General features: G+C 73.6%; 15 protein-coding genes. 8 read left to right on the top strand and 7 right to left on the bottom strand.

Translation table 11 applies throughout. The annotated features are described in order from the left end of the window. Positions 1–3: 3 nt before the first annotated feature. The 3 genes from ACGFR7_RS28910 to hutU are packed head-to-tail and all read right to left on the bottom strand — an operon-like array spanning position 4 to position 4,255. The gene (locus ACGFR7_RS28910; protein WP_393324943.1) at positions 4–1,359 is read right to left on the bottom strand and encodes a formimidoylglutamate deiminase; all 1,356 of its coding nucleotides are present in this window, start codon (positions 1,357–1,359) and stop codon (positions 4–6) included. Then, a complete protein-coding gene (locus ACGFR7_RS28905; RefSeq protein WP_393325033.1) occupies positions 1,350–2,567 on the bottom strand; it encodes an allantoate amidohydrolase in 1,218 nt (405 codons plus the stop codon). The genes ACGFR7_RS28910 and ACGFR7_RS28905 overlap by 10 nt, the downstream gene beginning before the upstream one ends. Positions 2,568–2,584: 17 nt before the next feature. Next, complete coding sequence (hutU, locus tag ACGFR7_RS28900) at positions 2,585–4,255, bottom strand: urocanate hydratase (protein ID WP_393324941.1); 1,671 nt, start codon at positions 4,253–4,255, stop codon at positions 2,585–2,587. A gap of 273 nt (positions 4,256–4,528) precedes the next feature. Between hutU and ACGFR7_RS28895 the strand changes: the two genes are divergently transcribed. From ACGFR7_RS28895 to ACGFR7_RS28875, 5 genes are all read left to right on the top strand, one after another. Continuing rightward, positions 4,529–5,017, top strand: a complete 489-nt coding sequence (locus tag ACGFR7_RS28895) for a hypothetical protein (RefSeq protein WP_393324939.1) — start codon at positions 4,529–4,531, stop codon at positions 5,015–5,017. Next, positions 5,014–5,361, top strand: a complete 348-nt coding sequence (locus ACGFR7_RS28890; protein ID WP_393324937.1) for a transcriptional regulator — start codon at positions 5,014–5,016, stop codon at positions 5,359–5,361. The genes ACGFR7_RS28895 and ACGFR7_RS28890 overlap by 4 nt, the downstream gene beginning before the upstream one ends. Further along, positions 5,358–6,380: an ABC transporter ATP-binding protein gene (locus tag ACGFR7_RS28885; protein WP_393324936.1), complete on the top strand. Its 1,023-nt coding sequence runs from the start codon at positions 5,358–5,360 to the stop codon at positions 6,378–6,380. Before ACGFR7_RS28890 ends, ACGFR7_RS28885 begins: the two co-directional genes overlap by 4 nt. 11 nt (positions 6,381–6,391) lie before the next feature. After that, the gene (locus ACGFR7_RS28880; RefSeq protein ID WP_393324934.1) at positions 6,392–7,348 is read left to right on the top strand and encodes an ABC transporter permease; all 957 of its coding nucleotides are present in this window, start codon (positions 6,392–6,394) and stop codon (positions 7,346–7,348) included. A gap of 150 nt (positions 7,349–7,498) precedes the next feature. Beyond that, complete coding sequence (locus ACGFR7_RS28875) at positions 7,499–8,833, top strand: diaminopimelate decarboxylase (protein ID WP_393324933.1); 1,335 nt, start codon at positions 7,499–7,501, stop codon at positions 8,831–8,833. Positions 8,834–9,034: 201 nt separating this feature from the next. Here ACGFR7_RS28875 and ACGFR7_RS28870 read toward each other — a convergent pair whose 3' ends face one another. The 4 genes from ACGFR7_RS28870 to ACGFR7_RS28855 all read right to left on the bottom strand — a co-directional run bounded on the left by ACGFR7_RS28870 (position 9,035) and on the right by ACGFR7_RS28855 (position 13,584). Then, positions 9,035–9,646 carry a hypothetical protein gene (locus ACGFR7_RS28870; protein WP_393324931.1) on the bottom strand — a complete coding sequence of 204 codons (612 nt, stop codon included), beginning with the start codon at positions 9,644–9,646 and terminating at the stop codon, positions 9,035–9,037. Positions 9,647–9,903: 257 nt separating this feature from the next. Beyond that, a complete protein-coding gene (locus ACGFR7_RS28865; RefSeq protein ID WP_393324930.1) occupies positions 9,904–10,491 on the bottom strand; it encodes a hypothetical protein in 588 nt (195 codons plus the stop codon). Between the two features lie 223 nt (positions 10,492–10,714). Next, entirely contained in the window at positions 10,715–11,500 is a 786-nt protein-coding gene (locus ACGFR7_RS28860) for a MurR/RpiR family transcriptional regulator (protein WP_393325032.1), read from the bottom strand. Between the two features lie 599 nt (positions 11,501–12,099). Continuing rightward, complete coding sequence (locus ACGFR7_RS28855; RefSeq protein WP_393324928.1) at positions 12,100–13,584, bottom strand: aromatic amino acid ammonia-lyase; 1,485 nt, start codon at positions 13,582–13,584, stop codon at positions 12,100–12,102. 185 nt (positions 13,585–13,769) lie between these two features. Between ACGFR7_RS28855 and ACGFR7_RS28850 the strand changes: the two genes are divergently transcribed. From ACGFR7_RS28850 to ACGFR7_RS28840, 3 genes are read left to right on the top strand one after another with little or no spacing between them, the layout of a single operon-like run. After that, entirely contained in the window at positions 13,770–15,029 is a 1,260-nt protein-coding gene (locus tag ACGFR7_RS28850) for an ATP-binding cassette domain-containing protein (protein WP_393324926.1), read from the top strand. After that, positions 15,026–15,700, top strand: a complete 675-nt coding sequence (locus ACGFR7_RS28845; RefSeq protein WP_350251305.1) for an ABC transporter permease — start codon at positions 15,026–15,028, stop codon at positions 15,698–15,700. The genes ACGFR7_RS28850 and ACGFR7_RS28845 overlap by 4 nt, the downstream gene beginning before the upstream one ends. Before the next feature lie 7 nt (positions 15,701–15,707). Further along, entirely contained in the window at positions 15,708–16,379 is a 672-nt protein-coding gene (locus ACGFR7_RS28840) for an ABC transporter permease (protein WP_393324924.1), read from the top strand. Positions 16,380–16,442: the final 63 nt, after the last annotated feature.

The raw sequence follows: 16,442 nt of genomic DNA, 5'->3' as shown, positions 1-16,442 counted from the left end.
CCTTCAGCCGCGTACCGCGGCGATGGACTCTGCGAGGGCGGTGGGTACGTCGGGGACAAGGGTGTGCACACCGTCCCGGACGATCTGCCGGCCGGCGACGACGGTGTGCCGTACGTCTGCCGCGGAGGCGGCGAATACGGCCGTTTCGGCGGCCAGCCGGGGCGGTGGTCCGGCGGTGCGTACGGAGTCCAGTGCGATCGTGGTGAGGTCGGCGAGCGCGCCGGTCTCCAGGGCGCCGGCATCGTCCCAGCCCAGGGCGGCATGACCGTCGGCGGTCGCGGCACGCAGCAGGGCGGCGGCCGTCCAGTGGCCGCGGGTGCGGGTGCGCAGCCGTTCGTCGAGCTCCATGGCGCGGGCCTCTTCGAGCAGGTCGATGACGGCGTGGCTGTCGCTGCCGAGGGACAGCGGGCTGCCGCGGCCCTGGAGCCGGGCGGCCGGGCCGATGCCGTCGGCCAGATCGCGTTCGGTGGTGGGACACATGCACACGCCCGTGCGGGAGCCGCCGAGCAGCTCGATGTCCTCGGTGGTGAGGTGGGTGGCGTGCACGGCGGTGGTGCGGCTGCCCAGCGCGCCGTGGTCGGCCAGCAGCCGGGCGGGGGTGCAGCCGTGGGCCTCGCGGCAGGCGTCGTTCTCTGCGGTCTGCTCCGAGAGGTGGACATGCAGCGGGGCCTGCCGTTCGCGGGCCCAGTCCGCGACGGTGCCGAGCTGCCCGGCGGGGACGGCGCGTACGGAGTGGATGGCGGCGCCGATACGGGCGTGGGCGCGCTCCTTGAGCGCGTCGGCACGCTCGGCCCAGCGCTCGGCGGTGCCGTCACAGAACCGCAGTTGGTGGTGGTCGGGCGGGGCCCCGAAGCCGGCCGAGAGATAGGCGGTGTCCAGGAGGGTGATCCGGATACCGGCGTCGGCGGCGGCGGCGATCAGCGCCTCGCCCATGGCGTTGGGGTCGTCGTAGCGGGTACCGCCCGGCGCGTGGTGGAGGTAGTGGAATTCCCCGACGCAGGTGATGCCGGCCAGCGCCATCTCGGCGTAGGCGGCACGGGCGAGGGCGTAGTAGGTGTCGGGGGTGAGCCGGTCGGCGACGCTGTACATCACCTCGCGCCAGGTCCAGAAGGTGCCGGTGCCGACCTGGACGATGCCGCGCAGGGCGCGGTGGAAGGCGTGCGAGTGGGTGTTGGCGAGGCCGGGGAGGGTCAGGCCGCGCAGTGTGGTGGCCCCGGGCGGCGGGGTGTCCGTACCGGTGCGGACGGCGGTGATCCGGCCGTCCGCGGTGTCCACCGTCACGCCCGGCTCGGCGTGGGTGCCCAGCCAGGCGTGTTCGAGCCAGTACGTCGTCGGTCTTGCCTGCGTCGTCAGCGGCACGCCAGCCCCTCCAGTACGTCGGCGAGTGCGGTGACCCCGGCGGCGCAGTCGTCCTCGTCCGCCGCCTCGGCGGGCGAGTGCGACACCCCGGTGGGGTTGCGGACGAACAGCATCGCAGTGGGCACCGTTCCGGACAAAATACCCGCGTCGTGCCCGGCGCCGGTGCCCAGGACGGGCACGGTCCGCTCCCCCGACTTGCCGAGGATCGCGCTCAGCTCGTCCCGCAGGGCGTGCTGGAACTCCACGACGGGGGTGAAGGATTCGCGGACGACGGCCAGTTCCACCCCGTCGCGGGCGGCGCGCTCCTCGGCGGCCTGCTCGATCCCGGTGATCACGGTGTCCAGGGTGTCCTGGTCGGGGGCGCGGGAGTCCAGCCAGCCGCGGACGAGCGAGGGGATGGCGTTGACGCCGTTCGGCTCCACGCTGATCTTCCCGAAGGTGGCCACCGCACCGGCCAGCCGGGCCTGCTCGCGGGCGGCGAGCACGGTCGCGGCATAGCTGAGCATCGGGTCGCGGCGGTCCTCCAGGCGGGTGGTGCCGGCGTGGTTGGCCTCGCCGTGGAAGTCGAACCGCCAGCGGCCGTGCGGCCAGATGGCGGAGGCGATGCCGACCGGGTCACCGGACAGGTCCAGGGCACGGCCCTGTTCGACGTGGAGTTCGACGAACGCACCGATCCGGTCGAGCCGTTCGGGGTCAGGACCGATGGCCTCCGGGTCGTATCCGGCGCGCTCCATGGCCTGCGGGAGGGTGATGCCCTCGCCGTCGCGCAGCCGGTGCGCGGCCTCGGTGGTCAGCGCCCCGGTCGCGAGCCGGGAGCCGGCGCAGGCCAGGCCGAAGCGGGCGCCTTCCTCGTCGCCGAAGTTGACGATCGCCAGGGGCTTGTCGAACTCCGCTCCCCTCCGGCGGAGTTCGTCGAGCGCGGCGAAGGAGGAGACGACCCCCAGCGGCCCGTCGAAGGCGCCGCCGTCGGGCACGGAGTCCAGGTGCGAGCCGGTGACGACGGCGTCGCCCGGGTCCACGTCCCGGTAGCCGGTGGCGCCGAGCCAGGCCCACTGGTTGCCGTTGCGGTCCAGTTCGTAAGCGAGTCCACGGGTCTCGGCCTGGGCCCGGAACCACGCCCGGCAGTCGGCGTCGGCGCCGGTCCAGGCGTAGCGGCGGTAGCCCCCGGAGGAGGAGTGCCTGCCCAGGGGCCGCAGCTCCTCCCACATCTCGTGGAACGAGGCGGTCACGCGCCCCCGCCTTCGCCCTCGCGCATCGGGATGCGGACGCCGCGCTCGGCGGCGACCTCGTCGGCGCGCTCGTAGCCCGCGTCGACATGCCGGATGACGCCCATGCCGGGGTCGTTGGTGAGCACCCGGCGGATCTTCTCGCCGGCCAGCGCGGTGCCGTCGGCGACGGTGACCTGACCGGCGTGGATCGAGCGGCCCATGCCGACGCCACCGCCGTGGTGCAGCGAGACCCAGGAGGCGCCGGAGGCGACGTTGACCATGGCGTTGAGCAGCGGCCAGTCGGCGATCGCGTCCGAGCCGTCCTTCATGGCCTCGGTCTCGCGGTAGGGCGAGGCGACGGAGCCGCAGTCGAGGTGGTCGCGGCCGATGGCCAGCGGGGCCTTGAGCGTCCCGTCGGCGACCATCTCGTTGAACCGCTCTCCGGCCTTGTCGCGCTCGCCGTAGCCGAGCCAGCAGATCCGGGCGGGCAGACCCTGGAAGTGCACCCGCTCGCCGGCCAGCTTGATCCAGCGGGCCAGCGACTCGTTCTCCGGGAAGAGGTCCAGGATCGCCTTGTCGGTCGCGGCGATGTCGCGGGTGTCGCCGGACAGCGCGGCCCAGCGGAACGGCCCCTTGCCCTCGGCGAACAGTGGCCGGATATAGGCGGGAACGAAGCCGGGGAAGGCGAAGGCCCGCTCGTATCCGGCGAGCTGGGCCTCGCCGCGGATCGAGTTGCCGTAGTCGAAGACCTCGGCCCCGGCGTCCATGAAGCCGACCATGGCCTCGACGTGCCGGGCCATCGACTCGCGGGCCCGCTGGGTGAAGTCGGCGGGCTTCTCGGCGGCGTAGGCGGCCATGTCGTCGAAGTCGATACCGGCCGGAAGGTAGGCCAGCGGGTCGTGGGCGCTGGTCTGGTCGGTGACGATGTCGATCGGCGCCCCCTCGGCGAGCATCCGCGGCAGCAGGTCGGCGGCGTTGCCGAGCAGGCCGATGGAGAGCGGCTTGCGCTGGTCGCGGGCCTCGACGGCGAGCTGGAGGGCGTGCTGGGGGCTGTCCGCCTTCACGTCCAGGTAGCGGTGCTCGATCCGGCGCTCGATGGCGCGGGGGTCGCAGTCGATGCAGATCGCGACGCCGTCGTTCATGGTGACGGCGAGCGGCTGGGCGCCGCCCATACCGCCGAGGCCGGCGGTGAGCGTGATCGTCCCGGCCAGGGTGCCGCCGAACTTCTTGGCCGCGACGGCCGCGAAGGTCTCATAGGTGCCCTGGAGGATGCCCTGGGTGCCGATGTAGATCCACGAACCGGCGGTCATCTGGCCGTACATGGTCAGCCCGAGGGCCTCCAGGCGGCGGAACTCCTCCCAGTTGGCCCAGTCGCCGACGAGGTTGGAGTTGGCGATGAGCACCCGCGGCGCCCATTCGTGCGTCTGCATCACGCCGACCGGCCGGCCGGACTGGACGAGCATCGTCTCGTCCTGCTTGAGCGTGGTGAGCGTGCGCACCATGGCGTCGAAGGAGCGCCAGTCACGTGCGGCCTTGCCCGTGCCGCCGTAGACGACGAGCTGGTCCGGGTGTTCGGCCACCTCCGGATCGAGGTTGTTCTGCAGCATGCGCAGCGCGGCTTCCTGCTGCCATCCCCGAGCACTCAGCTCCGTACCGCGCGGTGCCCGCACGGGTCGCGGTCCCGACATGGGCCGTGCCTCCCTGACGTCGAATGGATTGAGCTATTCACATATTGAGGTCGGTGAATAGCGCTAGTCAACAGGACGCGGGGAGCCGGTGCCGTGAACCGCACCTATCAGCCACCGCGCCCGCTTCCGGCCCAAGCCGGCGCCGGGTTGTCCACAGTTCCGAATCCGACTTGCCTATCGGGAAAGTCGGCGCTAACTTTCCTGGCAGGCAAGTGAAAGCCGCTCGGCCGTGACCGGCCGTCGGCGCCGAACCGTCACGGGGAGACGATGACCATGAGCACACCGGTGGAAGCCGAGAAGGCCTGGGCGGACCTGCAGCGCATCCGGGTACCGCAGGAGCGGGTGTACGACGAGATGGAGCGGTGCGCGTCCAGCGACTCCGGCACGACCTATGTCATGGCGGCGGTCATGTGGGTCTTCCTCGCGACCCTCGAGCTCGACCTGCCCCCCTGGGGCGTCTTTGCGACCGTCGCCGCGTACATCGGCCTGATGGCGGCGCTGGCCGTCTCCGTCAGCCGCAGGACCAGGATGCGAGCGCACCGCTCGGTCTACACCTGGCGCTCGTACGCCTCGTTCTTTGCGGGCGCCCTGGTGACCGGTGGGACGGTCTTCTTCTCCGGCCGCCTCGTCGAGTGGCTCCATCTGCCGCTCGGCGGCATCATCCAGGCCACGATCTCGGTGGGTGTCTTCCTCCTCTTCGTCGGCCCGGCCAATCGGTGGGCCGTCGGGACCGTCCGCGGCCGTCTGGAGATGCGCCGATGAGTACCCCTTCAGGATTCGACGAGCTGATTCACCCGTCCACCCGGCTGTCGGTGGTCGCACTGCTCGCCGCCACGGAATGGGCCGATTTCGCGTTCATCCGCGACAGCCTCTCGCTCAGCGACTCCGCGCTCTCCAAGCAGCTGCACACCCTGGAAGAGGCCGGCTATCTGGAGGTACACAAGGAGGGCGGCGGCCGCAAACGCCGCACGAAGGTACGGCTGACGGAGCGCGGCCGGACCGCCTTCGAGGGACATGTGGCGGCGCTCCAGGCGATCGTCGAGGGAGCGGGGCCCGCCGCGGTGGCGCGGGACCGGGCGCAGGATCACGCGGAGGCCGGCCGATGACCACGACAGAGCGCGCGGCCGCGCGCCCCGCCTGCGCGGCCGTAGCCACCGGGCCCGCCCCCGTCTCCCCGCCCGTCATCCGGGTGCGCGACATGCGCATGGCGTACGGCGGCGTCGGCGTGCTGCACGGCATCGACCTGGACATCCACCGCGGCGAGATCTTCGCGCTGCTCGGCCCCAACGGCGCGGGGAAGACCACCACCGTCGAGATCCTGGAGGGCTTCCGGCAGCGCTCCGCCGGGGAGGTCACCGTCCTGGGGACGGACCCGGCGCGCGGCGACGACGCCTGGCGGGCCCGGATCGGCCTGGTCCTGCAGTCCTGGCGCGACCACCGCCGCTGGCGGGTGGCCGAGCTGCTGCGGCACTTCGCCCTGTACTACCCGGCTCCTCGCGATCCCGCCGAGCTGCTGGCCCTCGTCGGCCTCGGCGAGCAGGCCGGACAGCAGGTCGACCGGCTCTCCGGCGGACAGCGCCGCCGCCTCGACGTGGCGCTGGCGATCGTCGGCCGCCCGGAACTCCTCTTCCTGGACGAGCCGACCACCGGATTCGACCCCGAGGCCCGGCGCGACTTCCACGACCTGGTCGAACGGCTCGCCCGCGACGAGGGCGTCACGGTCCTGCTCACCACCCACGATCTGGCCGAGGCCGAGCGGCTGGCCGACCGGATAGCCGTGCTGGTCAGCGGCCGGATCCGGGCCGGCGGCACCCCGGCGGAACTGGCCCGTCGGGCCGCCGCACAGGCCGAGGTCCGCTGGACGACGGCCGACGGCACGGCCCGCCGGGAACGCACCGAGGACCCCTCCCGGCTGGTCTGGGAGCTCCACCGGGACACACAGGGGCCGGTGGCCGACCTGGAGGTCCGCCGCCCGACGCTGGAGGACACCTACCTGCACATGGTGCACCGGGAGGACGGAGCCGGGGCCGGGGATGAAGCCGGGGCGGGGCCAGGGGCAGGGGACGGGAACGGGAACGGGATTGGGAACGGGAACGGGAACGGGAACGGGGAGAAGGAAGCATGAGGGGGGCCGGAGTGACGACTTCGACGGAAGCGGTCGTGGTGACGGGCAGGGCCCAGGGGGACGGCACGGCGGAACGGACGGCCACGGCCGGCGCCACCACGGGGGCGGGATCGCGGCACCGGCGCTACTGGCGCGCCGGTCTCCTGCGCGGCGGCATCGAACTCCGCCACCTCGTCCGTAATCCCAAGGAGATGAGCGGCCACCTGATCAACGTCGTCGTCGCGCTCCTGCTCGCCGGATATATCAGCGACCAGGTCCCCGGCACCCGTGTCCCGATGGCCCACCTGACGCTGGCGGGCTTCGCCGCCTATCTGCTGTTCCAGATCGGGCTGGTCAATCTCCCGCAGATCCTGGTGACCGAGCGCGAGGAAGGCGCTCTGCTGCGGCTGCGCGCCACCCCCGGCGGCATACCCGCCTATCTCGTCGCCAAGTCCCTGCTGGTGGTCGCCATGGCGTTCGGGACTCTGACCGTCCTGCTGGGAGCCGCCGCGGTGCTGGTGGACGGGCCGCTGCCGCACGGCCCCGGCGGGTGGCTGACACTGCTGTGGGTCAGTGCGCTCGGACTGCTCGCCGTCGTCCCGCTGGGGGCGGCCATCGGCGCCGTGCTGCCGAACCCCCGAGAGGCGCTTGCGTTGATCATGCTGCCCTCGATGGGGCTGCTGATCACCTCGGGAGCGATGTTCCCGCTCACCTCGCTGCCCGTGCTGGTCCAGAAGATCGCCTCGGTCTTCCCGCTCAAGTGGATGGCCCAGGGCCTGCGCTCGGCCCTCCTGCCGGACGCCGCGCGCGCCGCGGAACCGGCCGGCTCCTGGGAGCTGCCGACCGTGGCGCTGATACTCACCGCCTGGGCCGTCCTCGGCTTCCTGCTCGCCGTCCCGCTCCTGCGCCGCGCCGCCCGTCGCGAGTCCGGCTCCCGCCTCTCCGAACGCCACCGCAAGGCCGGGTGGGGCGGCAGCCGAACGGCCTGAGCGGCAGCCGGCCACCCGGACCGTCACGACGGCGACGGCCGGTGCGGGAGAGACGGACCGTCCGGACGGAAGCGGCTGGTCCGGCGGAAGCGGCTGGTCCGGGCGGCTCCCGGTTGGCGTCACACCCCCACCCAATGATGGAGTTGACCCATGAACTTCACGGAGCGAGACCGTGCCATTCAGGCAGCCATCGCCCGCGGGCTGGTAGGCCCCGGCGAGCCCGTTGCCGGACTGCTCGACATCGCCGGGATCCGCCGGTCGGCGGCCGAACTCCGCGCCGCCTTCGAGGAGTTCACCGCGCCGGGCACCCCGGTCCTGCATGCGTTCGCGGTGAAGGCCGCCTCGCTCGTCCCCGTACTGCGACTGCTCGCGCAGGAGGGACTCGGCTGCGAGGTGGCCAGCCCCGGCGAGCTGGCGCTGGCCCGTGCCGCCGGGGTGCCGGTCGCCCGGACCGTCCTGGACTCGCCCGCCAAAACCCTCGCCGAACTGCGTGAGGCGCTGGCCCTCGGGATCGCCGTCAATGCCGACAACCCCGAGGAGCTGGCCCGGATCGACGCGCTGATGGCCTCGGCGCCCAGCAACGCGCCCATCGGCCTGCGGGTCAACCCACAGATCGGCGGCGGCAGCATCGGGGCGATGAGCACCGCCACGGACACCTCGAAGTTCGGCGTCGGACTGCGCGACGAGGGCGCCCGCGACTGGGTCGTACAGGCCTTCCTCGACCGCCCGTGGCTGACCCGGCTGCACGGCCATGTCGGCTCCCAGGGCATGCCCCTGGAGCTGATGGCCGCGGGCGTCAAGGCTCTGTACGACCTCGCCGAGGAGATCAACGAGCAGGCCGGCCGGCGCCAGATCGGCACCCTCGACATCGGCGGGGGTCTGCCGGTCAACTTCTCCTCGGACGCCACCACCCCGACCTACCGCGAGTACGCCGCGCTGCTGCACGCGACCGCCCCCGGCCTGCTGTCCGGGCGCTATGGGCTCGTCACCGAGTTCGGCCGCTCGCTGCTGGCCAAGCACGGCACGGTCCTCGCCCGGGTCGAGTACGCCAAGTCGGCCGGCGGCCGCCCGATCGCCGTCACCCACGCCGGTGCCCAGGTCGCCACCCGCACGGTCTTCGTCCCCGAGGCCTGGCCGATCCGGGTCGCGGCCTATGACGCCGAGGGGCGTCCCAAGACGGACGCTCCGGTCGCCCAGGACGTCGCGGGGCCGTGCTGCTTCGCGGGTGACCTGGTCGCGGAGAACCGTCCGCTCCCCCGCCTGGAGGCCGGCGACCACGCCGCCCTCCTGGACACCGGCGCCTACTACTTCTCCACCCACTTCGCCTACAACTCCCTTCCCCGCCCCGGGATTTACGGCTATGCGGCGGACGCGGACGGCGGGATCCGCTTCGCGACCGTCCGCACCCCGCAGACCCTGGAGGAGCTGACCGCGGAAAGCGGCGGCGCACACGCGAAGTCGCTGGGCGAGCTCGGGAGGCAGTAGCAGTAGGCGAGGGCGGCAGTAGGCGAGGGCGGCAGTAGGCGAGGGCGGCAGTAGGCAGGGGGCGGCGGACGGTCCGTGGGCCGGATGTCCGCCGGGCCCGCGGGCCGGGTGCCTGCCGCGTCCGCGGGCCAGGTGCCCGCCGCGTCCGCGGGCCAGGTGCCCGCCGTATCCGCGGGCCGGGTGCCCGCCGCCGCGCGCCGCTCAGCGGCCGGTGCGTACTGCCCCGGCCCGGGGACCGCCGGTCCGCGCTCCCCCTCGCCGTGCCCCGCCGGGCCGGGCATCGCCCGCGGCCGTCCCGGTCAGGGCGTATTCGCGGATCTCCTTGCCCGCCGCGCCGCCTCGCGTGGCGGCTTCCGTCCGCGCCCACAGCAGCGCCTCGTGCTCCCGCTCCCAGCGGCCCAGCCACAGCGCCTTGCCCCACAGCCCGAGCGCGGCCCCGGCCATCAGCAGCCCGCCGGCCGCCGGCAGCGCGCAGGACGAAGCGACCGCGGCCAGGAAGGCGCCCAGCAGCCACCAGCGGTGCGCCCGCCGCCAGACCCGGACGGTGACCGCCCGGTCCTGCAGGATGACGGCCTTCCCGGCACGCGACGCGTCACGCGCCAGCGCCGTGTACCGGCCGCGCCGCGCCAGGTACACCACCAGTGCCGCGCCCACGCACAGCACCGCCCCTGCCGACAACCCGACCGTCCGCCCGGCCAGCCCCGGCACCAGTGCCCCGATCCCCGCGGCCAGCAGCCCCGGCCACCACAGCCAGCCCGCCGGCGCCCGCACCACCACCGTCACCCGCGCCAGCGCATACGCCCCGTGCCCCACGACAGACCTCCTCGCCCCGAGACCGTTCGGTTCCCACCCGTACCGGCACACCCGCACCGGCACACGTGTACCAACACACCTGTACAGGCAGCGGAGCGTAGCCAGCCCGGATGAGGATTCCCTGAGACGGCACACGGGAGCTCGGCCGCGCCGGCGACGGCCAGGGCGCCTGACGCGCGCCTGACGCCCTCTCCGCCGGCGAAGTCTGGCCGGTTCTGGCCGGTTCTGGCCGCTTCTGGCCGGTGGGCCGCTGAAGGTCAGTGACCACCGGACGGAACGTCACAGCCGGAGTGGTCGGGGTAGCCACCGAAGGCGTCCGCCTGAGTGGTCCTGCGGTCCATCGTGCCCTCCAGGCACAGCGGAGAGGCCTCGATGAGGAAGCTGACCCCCGTGGGACCGTTCTCGTGCGACTGCACCTTCCCGGCGGGGTAGCCGAGGCCGGTGAGCGCGCTGCGGGTGCTCACCGGGTTGAAGTCACCGCGCCTGCGCAGCGGTTCGAGCGCACGCTCGATGCGGCTGACGGCCGCGAGCCCGTCGCAGCGGCTCTGGCCGTGCAGCGGCAGGGGAACCCTGAAGCCGTGGTTCTCGGCGTAGTGGCCGGTGGGCGGCGCGGCCGGGCCCGAGGAACGGCTGGTCGGGTTCGGCGTCGGCGAGGGGCTTTCGCCGGGGCACGGGAAGTCCGCCGGTCTGCTCGGCGCCGCCACCGCGGTCCGCGAGGGCTCGCCCCCACGGGCACCGTCCCCCGGCCGCTGCGTTCCGCATCCCGCCGCCAGCGCGCCCAGCACGGCCAACACCACCGTCGGCGGCATCCCGCGCCGTACCCCCGTCGTCCTGATCATCGCCATGCGCCGATCCTCCCCCGCGGCACGGCAGGCGACATGGGTTCTTTACCGATGAGGACACACGAAACCGGTCAAACTCAGCGCCACCCCATCAGACTTCGGGACCATTCGCGATGATTCAGGATCATTCGGAGGTCATTCGGAGGCCATTCGGAGGTCATTCGGGGTCATGTGCCGCGGCTTGGCCCACCCCGGCCCCCGTCGCCCCACCACTTCCACTACTCCGCTACTCCACGAACAGCCCCCGGGCCGCTGCCCCCGCATCGAACTCCTCCAGCCGGGCCTGGGCGTCCGGGAGGGCGTCGCACATCGCCTCCAGCAGCACGCGCCCCAGGAGCATGGGGGCACAGGCCGTGTCGAAGGCCAGGCCGGTGCCGACCGGGGCCGGGAGCAGGAGGTCGGTGTGGTGGGCGACGGGGGCGAAGGCGCTGTCGGCGACGGTGACGACGGTCAGGCCGGCGGTGCGGGCGTACTCCAGTGCGTCGACGACCTCACGGGGGTGGCGGGGCAGGGCGAAGCAGAGGAGGGCGCTCGCGCCGGCGCGTACCGCGGCGTCGACGCGGTCGGTGAGCATGGTGCCGCCCTCGTCCAGCAGCCGGACGTCGGGGTGGACCTTACGGGCGAAGTAGCTGAAACCGGCGGCCTGGGCGGTGGCGGCGCGCAGGCCGAGGACGGGGAGCGGCCGGGAGGCGGCGAAGAGGCGGCCGGCCTCGACCACCGGCGCCGGGTCGGCGAGGGCGGCGGCGAGCCGGTGGAGGTTGTCGATCTCCGCCTGGACGGCCTGCTGGTACTCGTTGTAGGAGCCGGTGTCACCCGGCTTGTCCATAGGGGCGACCTCGCGCAGATGGCGGCGCAGCGCCGGGTAGCCGTCGAAGCCGAGGGCGACGGCGAAGCGGGTGACGGACGGCTGGCTCACCCCGGCCAGTTCGGCCAGTTCGACACTGGAGAGGAAGGGGGCGTCGGCGGCCCGGCGCACCATGCAGTGGGCGATCCGCCGCTGGGTGGGGGTCAGCCGGTGGCCCTCGAAGAGCTTCTGGAGTCGGGCGGCCGTACCGGTGTCCGCGGCGGAGACGCCGGCCCCGTTGCCGGTGGCGCGCGCCCCGGAGACGCCGGTCTCCACGGCGGTGGCGTCCGTGCCGGTGGTGTCCCTGCCGGTGGCGTCCGCCCCGGTGTTCGCACCTGCGCCCGCGGCCGCACCCGTGCGCGTGCCCGTCCCGGCACCCGCCCCGGTCCCCGCCCCCGTCCCGGTGTCCGTGGTGGCCGGTACGCCGGGCGTCCGGTCGGCCTTGCCCCGCGGCCCGTCGCCGGTCGCGCCACCGATGCCGCCGCCGTTGTCCCCGCCGCCGTTGTCCCCGTCCCCGCTCATCGCCTCTGCTTCCCGGCCCGGTCGGGGGCCTTGTCCTGTCCTGTGTCGACCGACTGTACGGAATTCCTGACCCGGTCCGGTCCGCGATACGCGCCGCGATCCGGCCGTAAGAGCACCCCCGACCCCACACCACCACTCTGACCCCACACACCACCCCGGCCCCCTCACCGCCACGGGCCCCTCACCTCACCCCGGCCCCTCACCCAACCCGCTCACCGCATCCCCGCCCCCCGCCCCCCGCCCCCCTACAGCTCCGCCAGCCCGTCCAGCAGCCCCGCCGCGACCGCCACGTCATCGGTCAGCGGCCGGTCCTCCATCCGCGGGTCAAGGGCGTCGGCGGCGAAGGCATAGGCGGCGGCGAGCGGAATGTCCGGGTCGGGCTCCAGGGAGCGCATCCGCAAGGCCCGTACGGTGGCGACCAGTTCACAGGCGAGGACCTGGCGGTAGTGCGTACAGGCGCGCAGGCTCTGGCGCGCGCCCAGGGAGGCGAAGCTCGCCTGCTCCTCGACGCCGCGGGAGAGGACGGCATGGCCGAGCGAGGCCGGGTGGGAGACCGCGCGCATCTCGCCGAGCGCGGCGCCGGCCGCGTATTCGAGGATCATCACGCCGGAGCTGGCCGGTGCCGCATCCCCCAGGAACGGCCGCAGCCGGGTGAAGTCGGGCTCGGAGAGCGCGGCGAGCCGGGCGGTGGACAGCTGGGCGGTCTGCAGCACGGCCAGCCGGAGGGCGTCCAGGGCGAGCGCGGCATGGGCGGCGTAGAAGTTGCCGTGGTGGTAGGCGGCCTGGTCCTCGATGCTGATCAGGGGGTTCTCGGCGGCGGCGTTCACCTCGACCCTCAGCACCTCGTCCAGGGTGTCGGCGGCGTCCAGCGCCGGGCCGTGGATCTGCGGGATGCACCGGAAGCCGTACGGGTCCTGGATGCGGCCGAGGGGCGGGGCAGGGCGGGGCGGGACGCCGGAGAGGGTACGCAGCCGGGTGGCGGCGGCGGCGGAGCCGGGGTGCGGGCGGGCGAGCATGACCGGCTCGGCGAAGGGCTCGTACGAGCCGCCCACCGCGAGCAGGGAGAGGGCGGCGACGGGGAGAGAAGCGGCCAGGAGCCGGCGCAGTTCGTCGAGGGCGAGCGCGGACTGACCGAGGGTGAGGGCGTTGCTGCTGATCAGGGCGAGCGCGTCGTTGTTGTCGAGGGCGATGGGGGCGGGTGCCCGGCCGCCGGACGCGCAGTGCCAGGGGTGTTCGCCGGCCAGCGCGAGTCCGGTCTGGGCGAGCGCGGCCAGGTCGCCGGTGCCGACGCCGCCGTGTTCGTTGACGACGGGGTGCGCGCCGGTGCCCAGGGCGGTGAGCAGGGAGGTGATGACGGCGGGGTTCAGGCCGGCGCCGCCCGCCAGCAGCTGGTTGGCGCGTACGGCGAGCATGGCGCGGACCTCACGGCCGGGCAGCGGGTCGCCGACCGCGCCGGCGTGGCTGCGCAGCAGCCGCAGTCCGTGCTCGGCATCCGCGGCCCCGACGTCCTCCGTGCGGTTGGCGCCGACGCCGGTGCTGCGCCCGTAGACCCGGCCGGTGGCGGCGAGGCGGCGTGCGGTCTCCCAGGATTCCTCGGCGCGGGCGAAGGCCTTGGGGTCGGGCGCCGCGGGGTGTGCGGTGCGCTCCGCGAGGGCGGCGACGTCGGCGCTGTGCAGGCCGGTGCCGTCGAGTGTGATGCGCCGGCCGACACGGGGGCCATTGTCCAGCATGTGAGAAACCAAGGGGCTCAACTCCCTCTTATAACGCGCTTTGTGGACGGAAGTCCGACACCTCTCTCCGTACGGTGAGCCGAAGTAACAGGTGGGGCAGCAGGCGATTCACTCCCGCCTATTGACTTCTATTCACGTGCCTATGACTCTGCATGACACTATGCAGGCCGGGCAAGGGGCAGCGGATGATCAAGTTCGACGCAGTCAGCAAGCGATACCCGAATGGCACCACCGCCGTGGACGAGCTGTCCCTGGACCTCCCCGAGGGCGGGGTCACCGTCCTCGTCGGCTCGTCGGGCTGCGGCAAGACCACCACCCTGCGGATGGTCAACCGGATGGTCGAGCCGACCTCCGGCAGGATCAGCGTCGGCGGCCGCGACATCCTGGAGGCGGACGCCGCCGAGCTGCGCCGCGGCATCGGCTATGTCATCCAGCAGTCCGGTCTCTTCCCTCACCGTACGATCCTGGACAACATCGCGACGGTCCCGCTGCTGCTGGGTTGGGGCAAGCGCAAGGCCCGCGCCCGCGCCGCCGAGCTGCTGGAGCTGGTCGGCCTGCCCGCCGACGCCGCCAAGCGCTATCCGCACCAGCTCTCCGGCGGCCAGCAGCAGCGCGTCGGCGTCGCCCGTGCGCTCGCCGCCGACCCGCCCGTCCTGCTGATGGACGAGCCCTTCGGCGCCGTCGACCCGGTCGTGCGCACCCAGCTGCAGAACGAGCTGCTGCGGCTCCAGGAGGAGCTGCGCAAGACCGTCGTCTTCGTGACCCACGACATCGACGAGGCGGTCCGGCTGGGCGACCGGATCGCGGTCTTCCGCACCGGCGGCCGGCTCGTCCAGTGCGCCGAGCCCGCCGAGCTGCTGGCCCGGCCCGCCGATGACTTCGTCGCCGGCTTCCTGGGCGCCGAGCGCGGGCTCAAGCTGCTCTCGCTCACCACCCTCGCGGACGTTCCGTACGCACCCGGCCGGGCGATACGCGCCGACGAGCCGGTCGGCGGGATATCCCGCGACGGCGGCCGCTGGCGCGTGGTGACCTCGCCGCGCGGGGAACCGCTGGGGTGGCTGGACACCGACGCGCTGCCCGCCGGCCGGACGGCCGGGGAGGCCCCGCTGGAGGCCGTGCGGCCGCTGCGCGACAGCGACTCGCTGCTCTCGGCGCTCAACGAGGCGGTCTCCTCGCCCGCCGCCGCCGTCGTCCGGGTCTCCGACGACGGGGTGCTGACCGGCCTCACCTCCCGCGACGCCATCCACGACCGGGCGGGCCGCAGCCACGCGGAGGCGGGCCGGGCGGCGACCGCCGGTCCCACCGCCCCCGAGACACCCGCCTCCGCGACGCCCGCCTCCGAAGGGCGCGCCCCCGAGACACCCGCCCCAGAGGACGCCCCCGGAGACGCCCCCGGAGACGCCGAGCCCCCCAAGGCCCCCTCCGCCACGGAGCGCCCCGTATGACCATCGAGTGGGGCTGGTTCCCCGACCACGCCGACGAGATGGCCCGCCTGACCGCCGACCACCTCGCCACCGCCGTGCCCGCCGTCCTCCTCGGCCTGCTGATCGCGCTGCCGCTGGCGGTCCTCGCCCACCGGATACGGCCGCTGCGCGGCTTCATCCTGGGCGCCTCCAACATCCTCTACACCATCCCCTCCCTCGCCTTCTTCGTCCTCCTCCTGCCGGTCACCGGCCTCACCCGCACCACCGCGATCGTGGGTCTGACCGCGTACACCCTGGTCGTCCTCGTACGGAACACCGTCGAGGGGCTGGACGCGGTCCCGGTCAAGGTCCGTGAGGCGTCGACGGCGATGGGGACCGGGCCGCTGCGCACCCTGCTCACCGTCGAGCTGCCGCTCGCCCTCCCCGTGATCATGGCGGGCGTCCGGGTCGCCACCGTCATGTCCATCTCCCTGGTCAGCGTGGCGAGCTACATCGGCTACGGCGGCCTCGGCCAGCTCTTCACCGACGGCTTCCAGCGCAACTTCCCCACCCCGGTCATCGCCGGTGTGGCCTTGACCCTGCTGCTCGCCCTGGTCGCCGACGCGCTGCTGGTGACCGTCCAGTGGCTGTGCACCCCCTGGCGGCGCGGCACCTCCCGGCAGCGCACCTCTCTGTGGCGGAAGGCAGCGTGACGCGCCGATGCTCGAACTCCTGAAGAACCTCGCTTCCTGGCTGACCAGTCCGGCCCAGTGGTCGGGCCCCGAGGGCATCGCCGCCCGCATCCTGGAGCACCTGGAGTACTCGGTGCTCGCCACCCTCGCCGCGGCCGTGATCGCGCTGCCCATCGGCCTGCTCATCGGGCACACCGGCCGGGGCGCCTTCCTGGCCGTCAACCTCTCCTCCTTCGGCCGGGCGCTGCCCACCGTCGGCCTGGTCACCCTGGTCTTCCTCGCGGGCGGGCTGAGCGTGTGGCCGGTGTATGTGTCGCTGGTCGCGCTCGCCGTGCCGGTGATCATCACCAATACGTACGCGGGGATGGCCGCCGTGGACCCCGAGCTCAAGGACGCCGCCAAGGGCGTGGGGCTGCGCGGCCGCCAGGTCCTGTGGCAGGTCGAACTCCCGCTCGCGCTCCCGCTGATCATGACCGGCGTACGGCTGGCGACCGTGCAGGTCGTCGCCACCGCCACCATCGCCGCCTATGTCAGCTTCGGCGGGCTGGGCCGCTATGTCTTCGACGGGCTGGCGCAGCGCGACCTGGTGCAGGTCCTCGGCGGTGCGGCCCTGGTCGCCGTGCTCGCCGTCGTCGCCGACCTGGCGCTGGGCGGGCTGACCCGGCTGCTGTTCCGCGGCCGCCCGGCCACCGCGCGCTGACCGCCTGCCGCCCGGCCACCGCACGCTGAGCACCCGTCGCCCGCCCCCTTACGTACGCACCGA

This window comes from Streptomyces sp. NPDC048516 (assembly GCF_043199875.1).
Classification (GTDB): Bacteria; Actinomycetota; Actinomycetes; order Streptomycetales; family Streptomycetaceae; genus Streptomyces.
The sequence above is the reverse complement of the archived record's forward strand: the minus strand, read 5'-3'. Positions and strand labels throughout refer to the sequence as shown.

Bases quoted from the DNA above. Each gene is read 5' to 3' on its own strand.
- ACGFR7_RS28905 (WP_393325033.1), bottom strand. From the start codon at position 2,567: ATGTGGGAGGAGCTGCGGCCCCTGGGCAGGCACTCCTCCTCCGGGGGC.
- hutU (WP_393324941.1), bottom strand. From the start codon at position 4,255: ATGTCGGGACCGCGACCCGTGCGGGCACCGCGCGGTACGGAGCTGAGT.
- ACGFR7_RS28895 (WP_393324939.1), top strand. From the start codon at position 4,529: ATGAGCACACCGGTGGAAGCCGAGAAGGCCTGGGCGGACCTGCAGCGC.
- ACGFR7_RS28890 (WP_393324937.1), top strand. From the start codon at position 5,014: ATGAGTACCCCTTCAGGATTCGACGAGCTGATTCACCCGTCCACCCGG.
- ACGFR7_RS28885 (WP_393324936.1), top strand. From the start codon at position 5,358: ATGACCACGACAGAGCGCGCGGCCGCGCGCCCCGCCTGCGCGGCCGTA.
- ACGFR7_RS28875 (WP_393324933.1), top strand. From the start codon at position 7,499: ATGAACTTCACGGAGCGAGACCGTGCCATTCAGGCAGCCATCGCCCGC.
- ACGFR7_RS28865 (WP_393324930.1), bottom strand. From the start codon at position 10,491: ATGGCGATGATCAGGACGACGGGGGTACGGCGCGGGATGCCGCCGACG.
- ACGFR7_RS28855 (WP_393324928.1), bottom strand. From the start codon at position 13,584: ATGCTGGACAATGGCCCCCGTGTCGGCCGGCGCATCACACTCGACGGC.
- ACGFR7_RS28850 (WP_393324926.1), top strand. From the start codon at position 13,770: ATGATCAAGTTCGACGCAGTCAGCAAGCGATACCCGAATGGCACCACC.
- ACGFR7_RS28845 (WP_350251305.1), top strand. From the start codon at position 15,026: ATGACCATCGAGTGGGGCTGGTTCCCCGACCACGCCGACGAGATGGCC.
- ACGFR7_RS28840 (WP_393324924.1), top strand. From the start codon at position 15,708: ATGCTCGAACTCCTGAAGAACCTCGCTTCCTGGCTGACCAGTCCGGCC.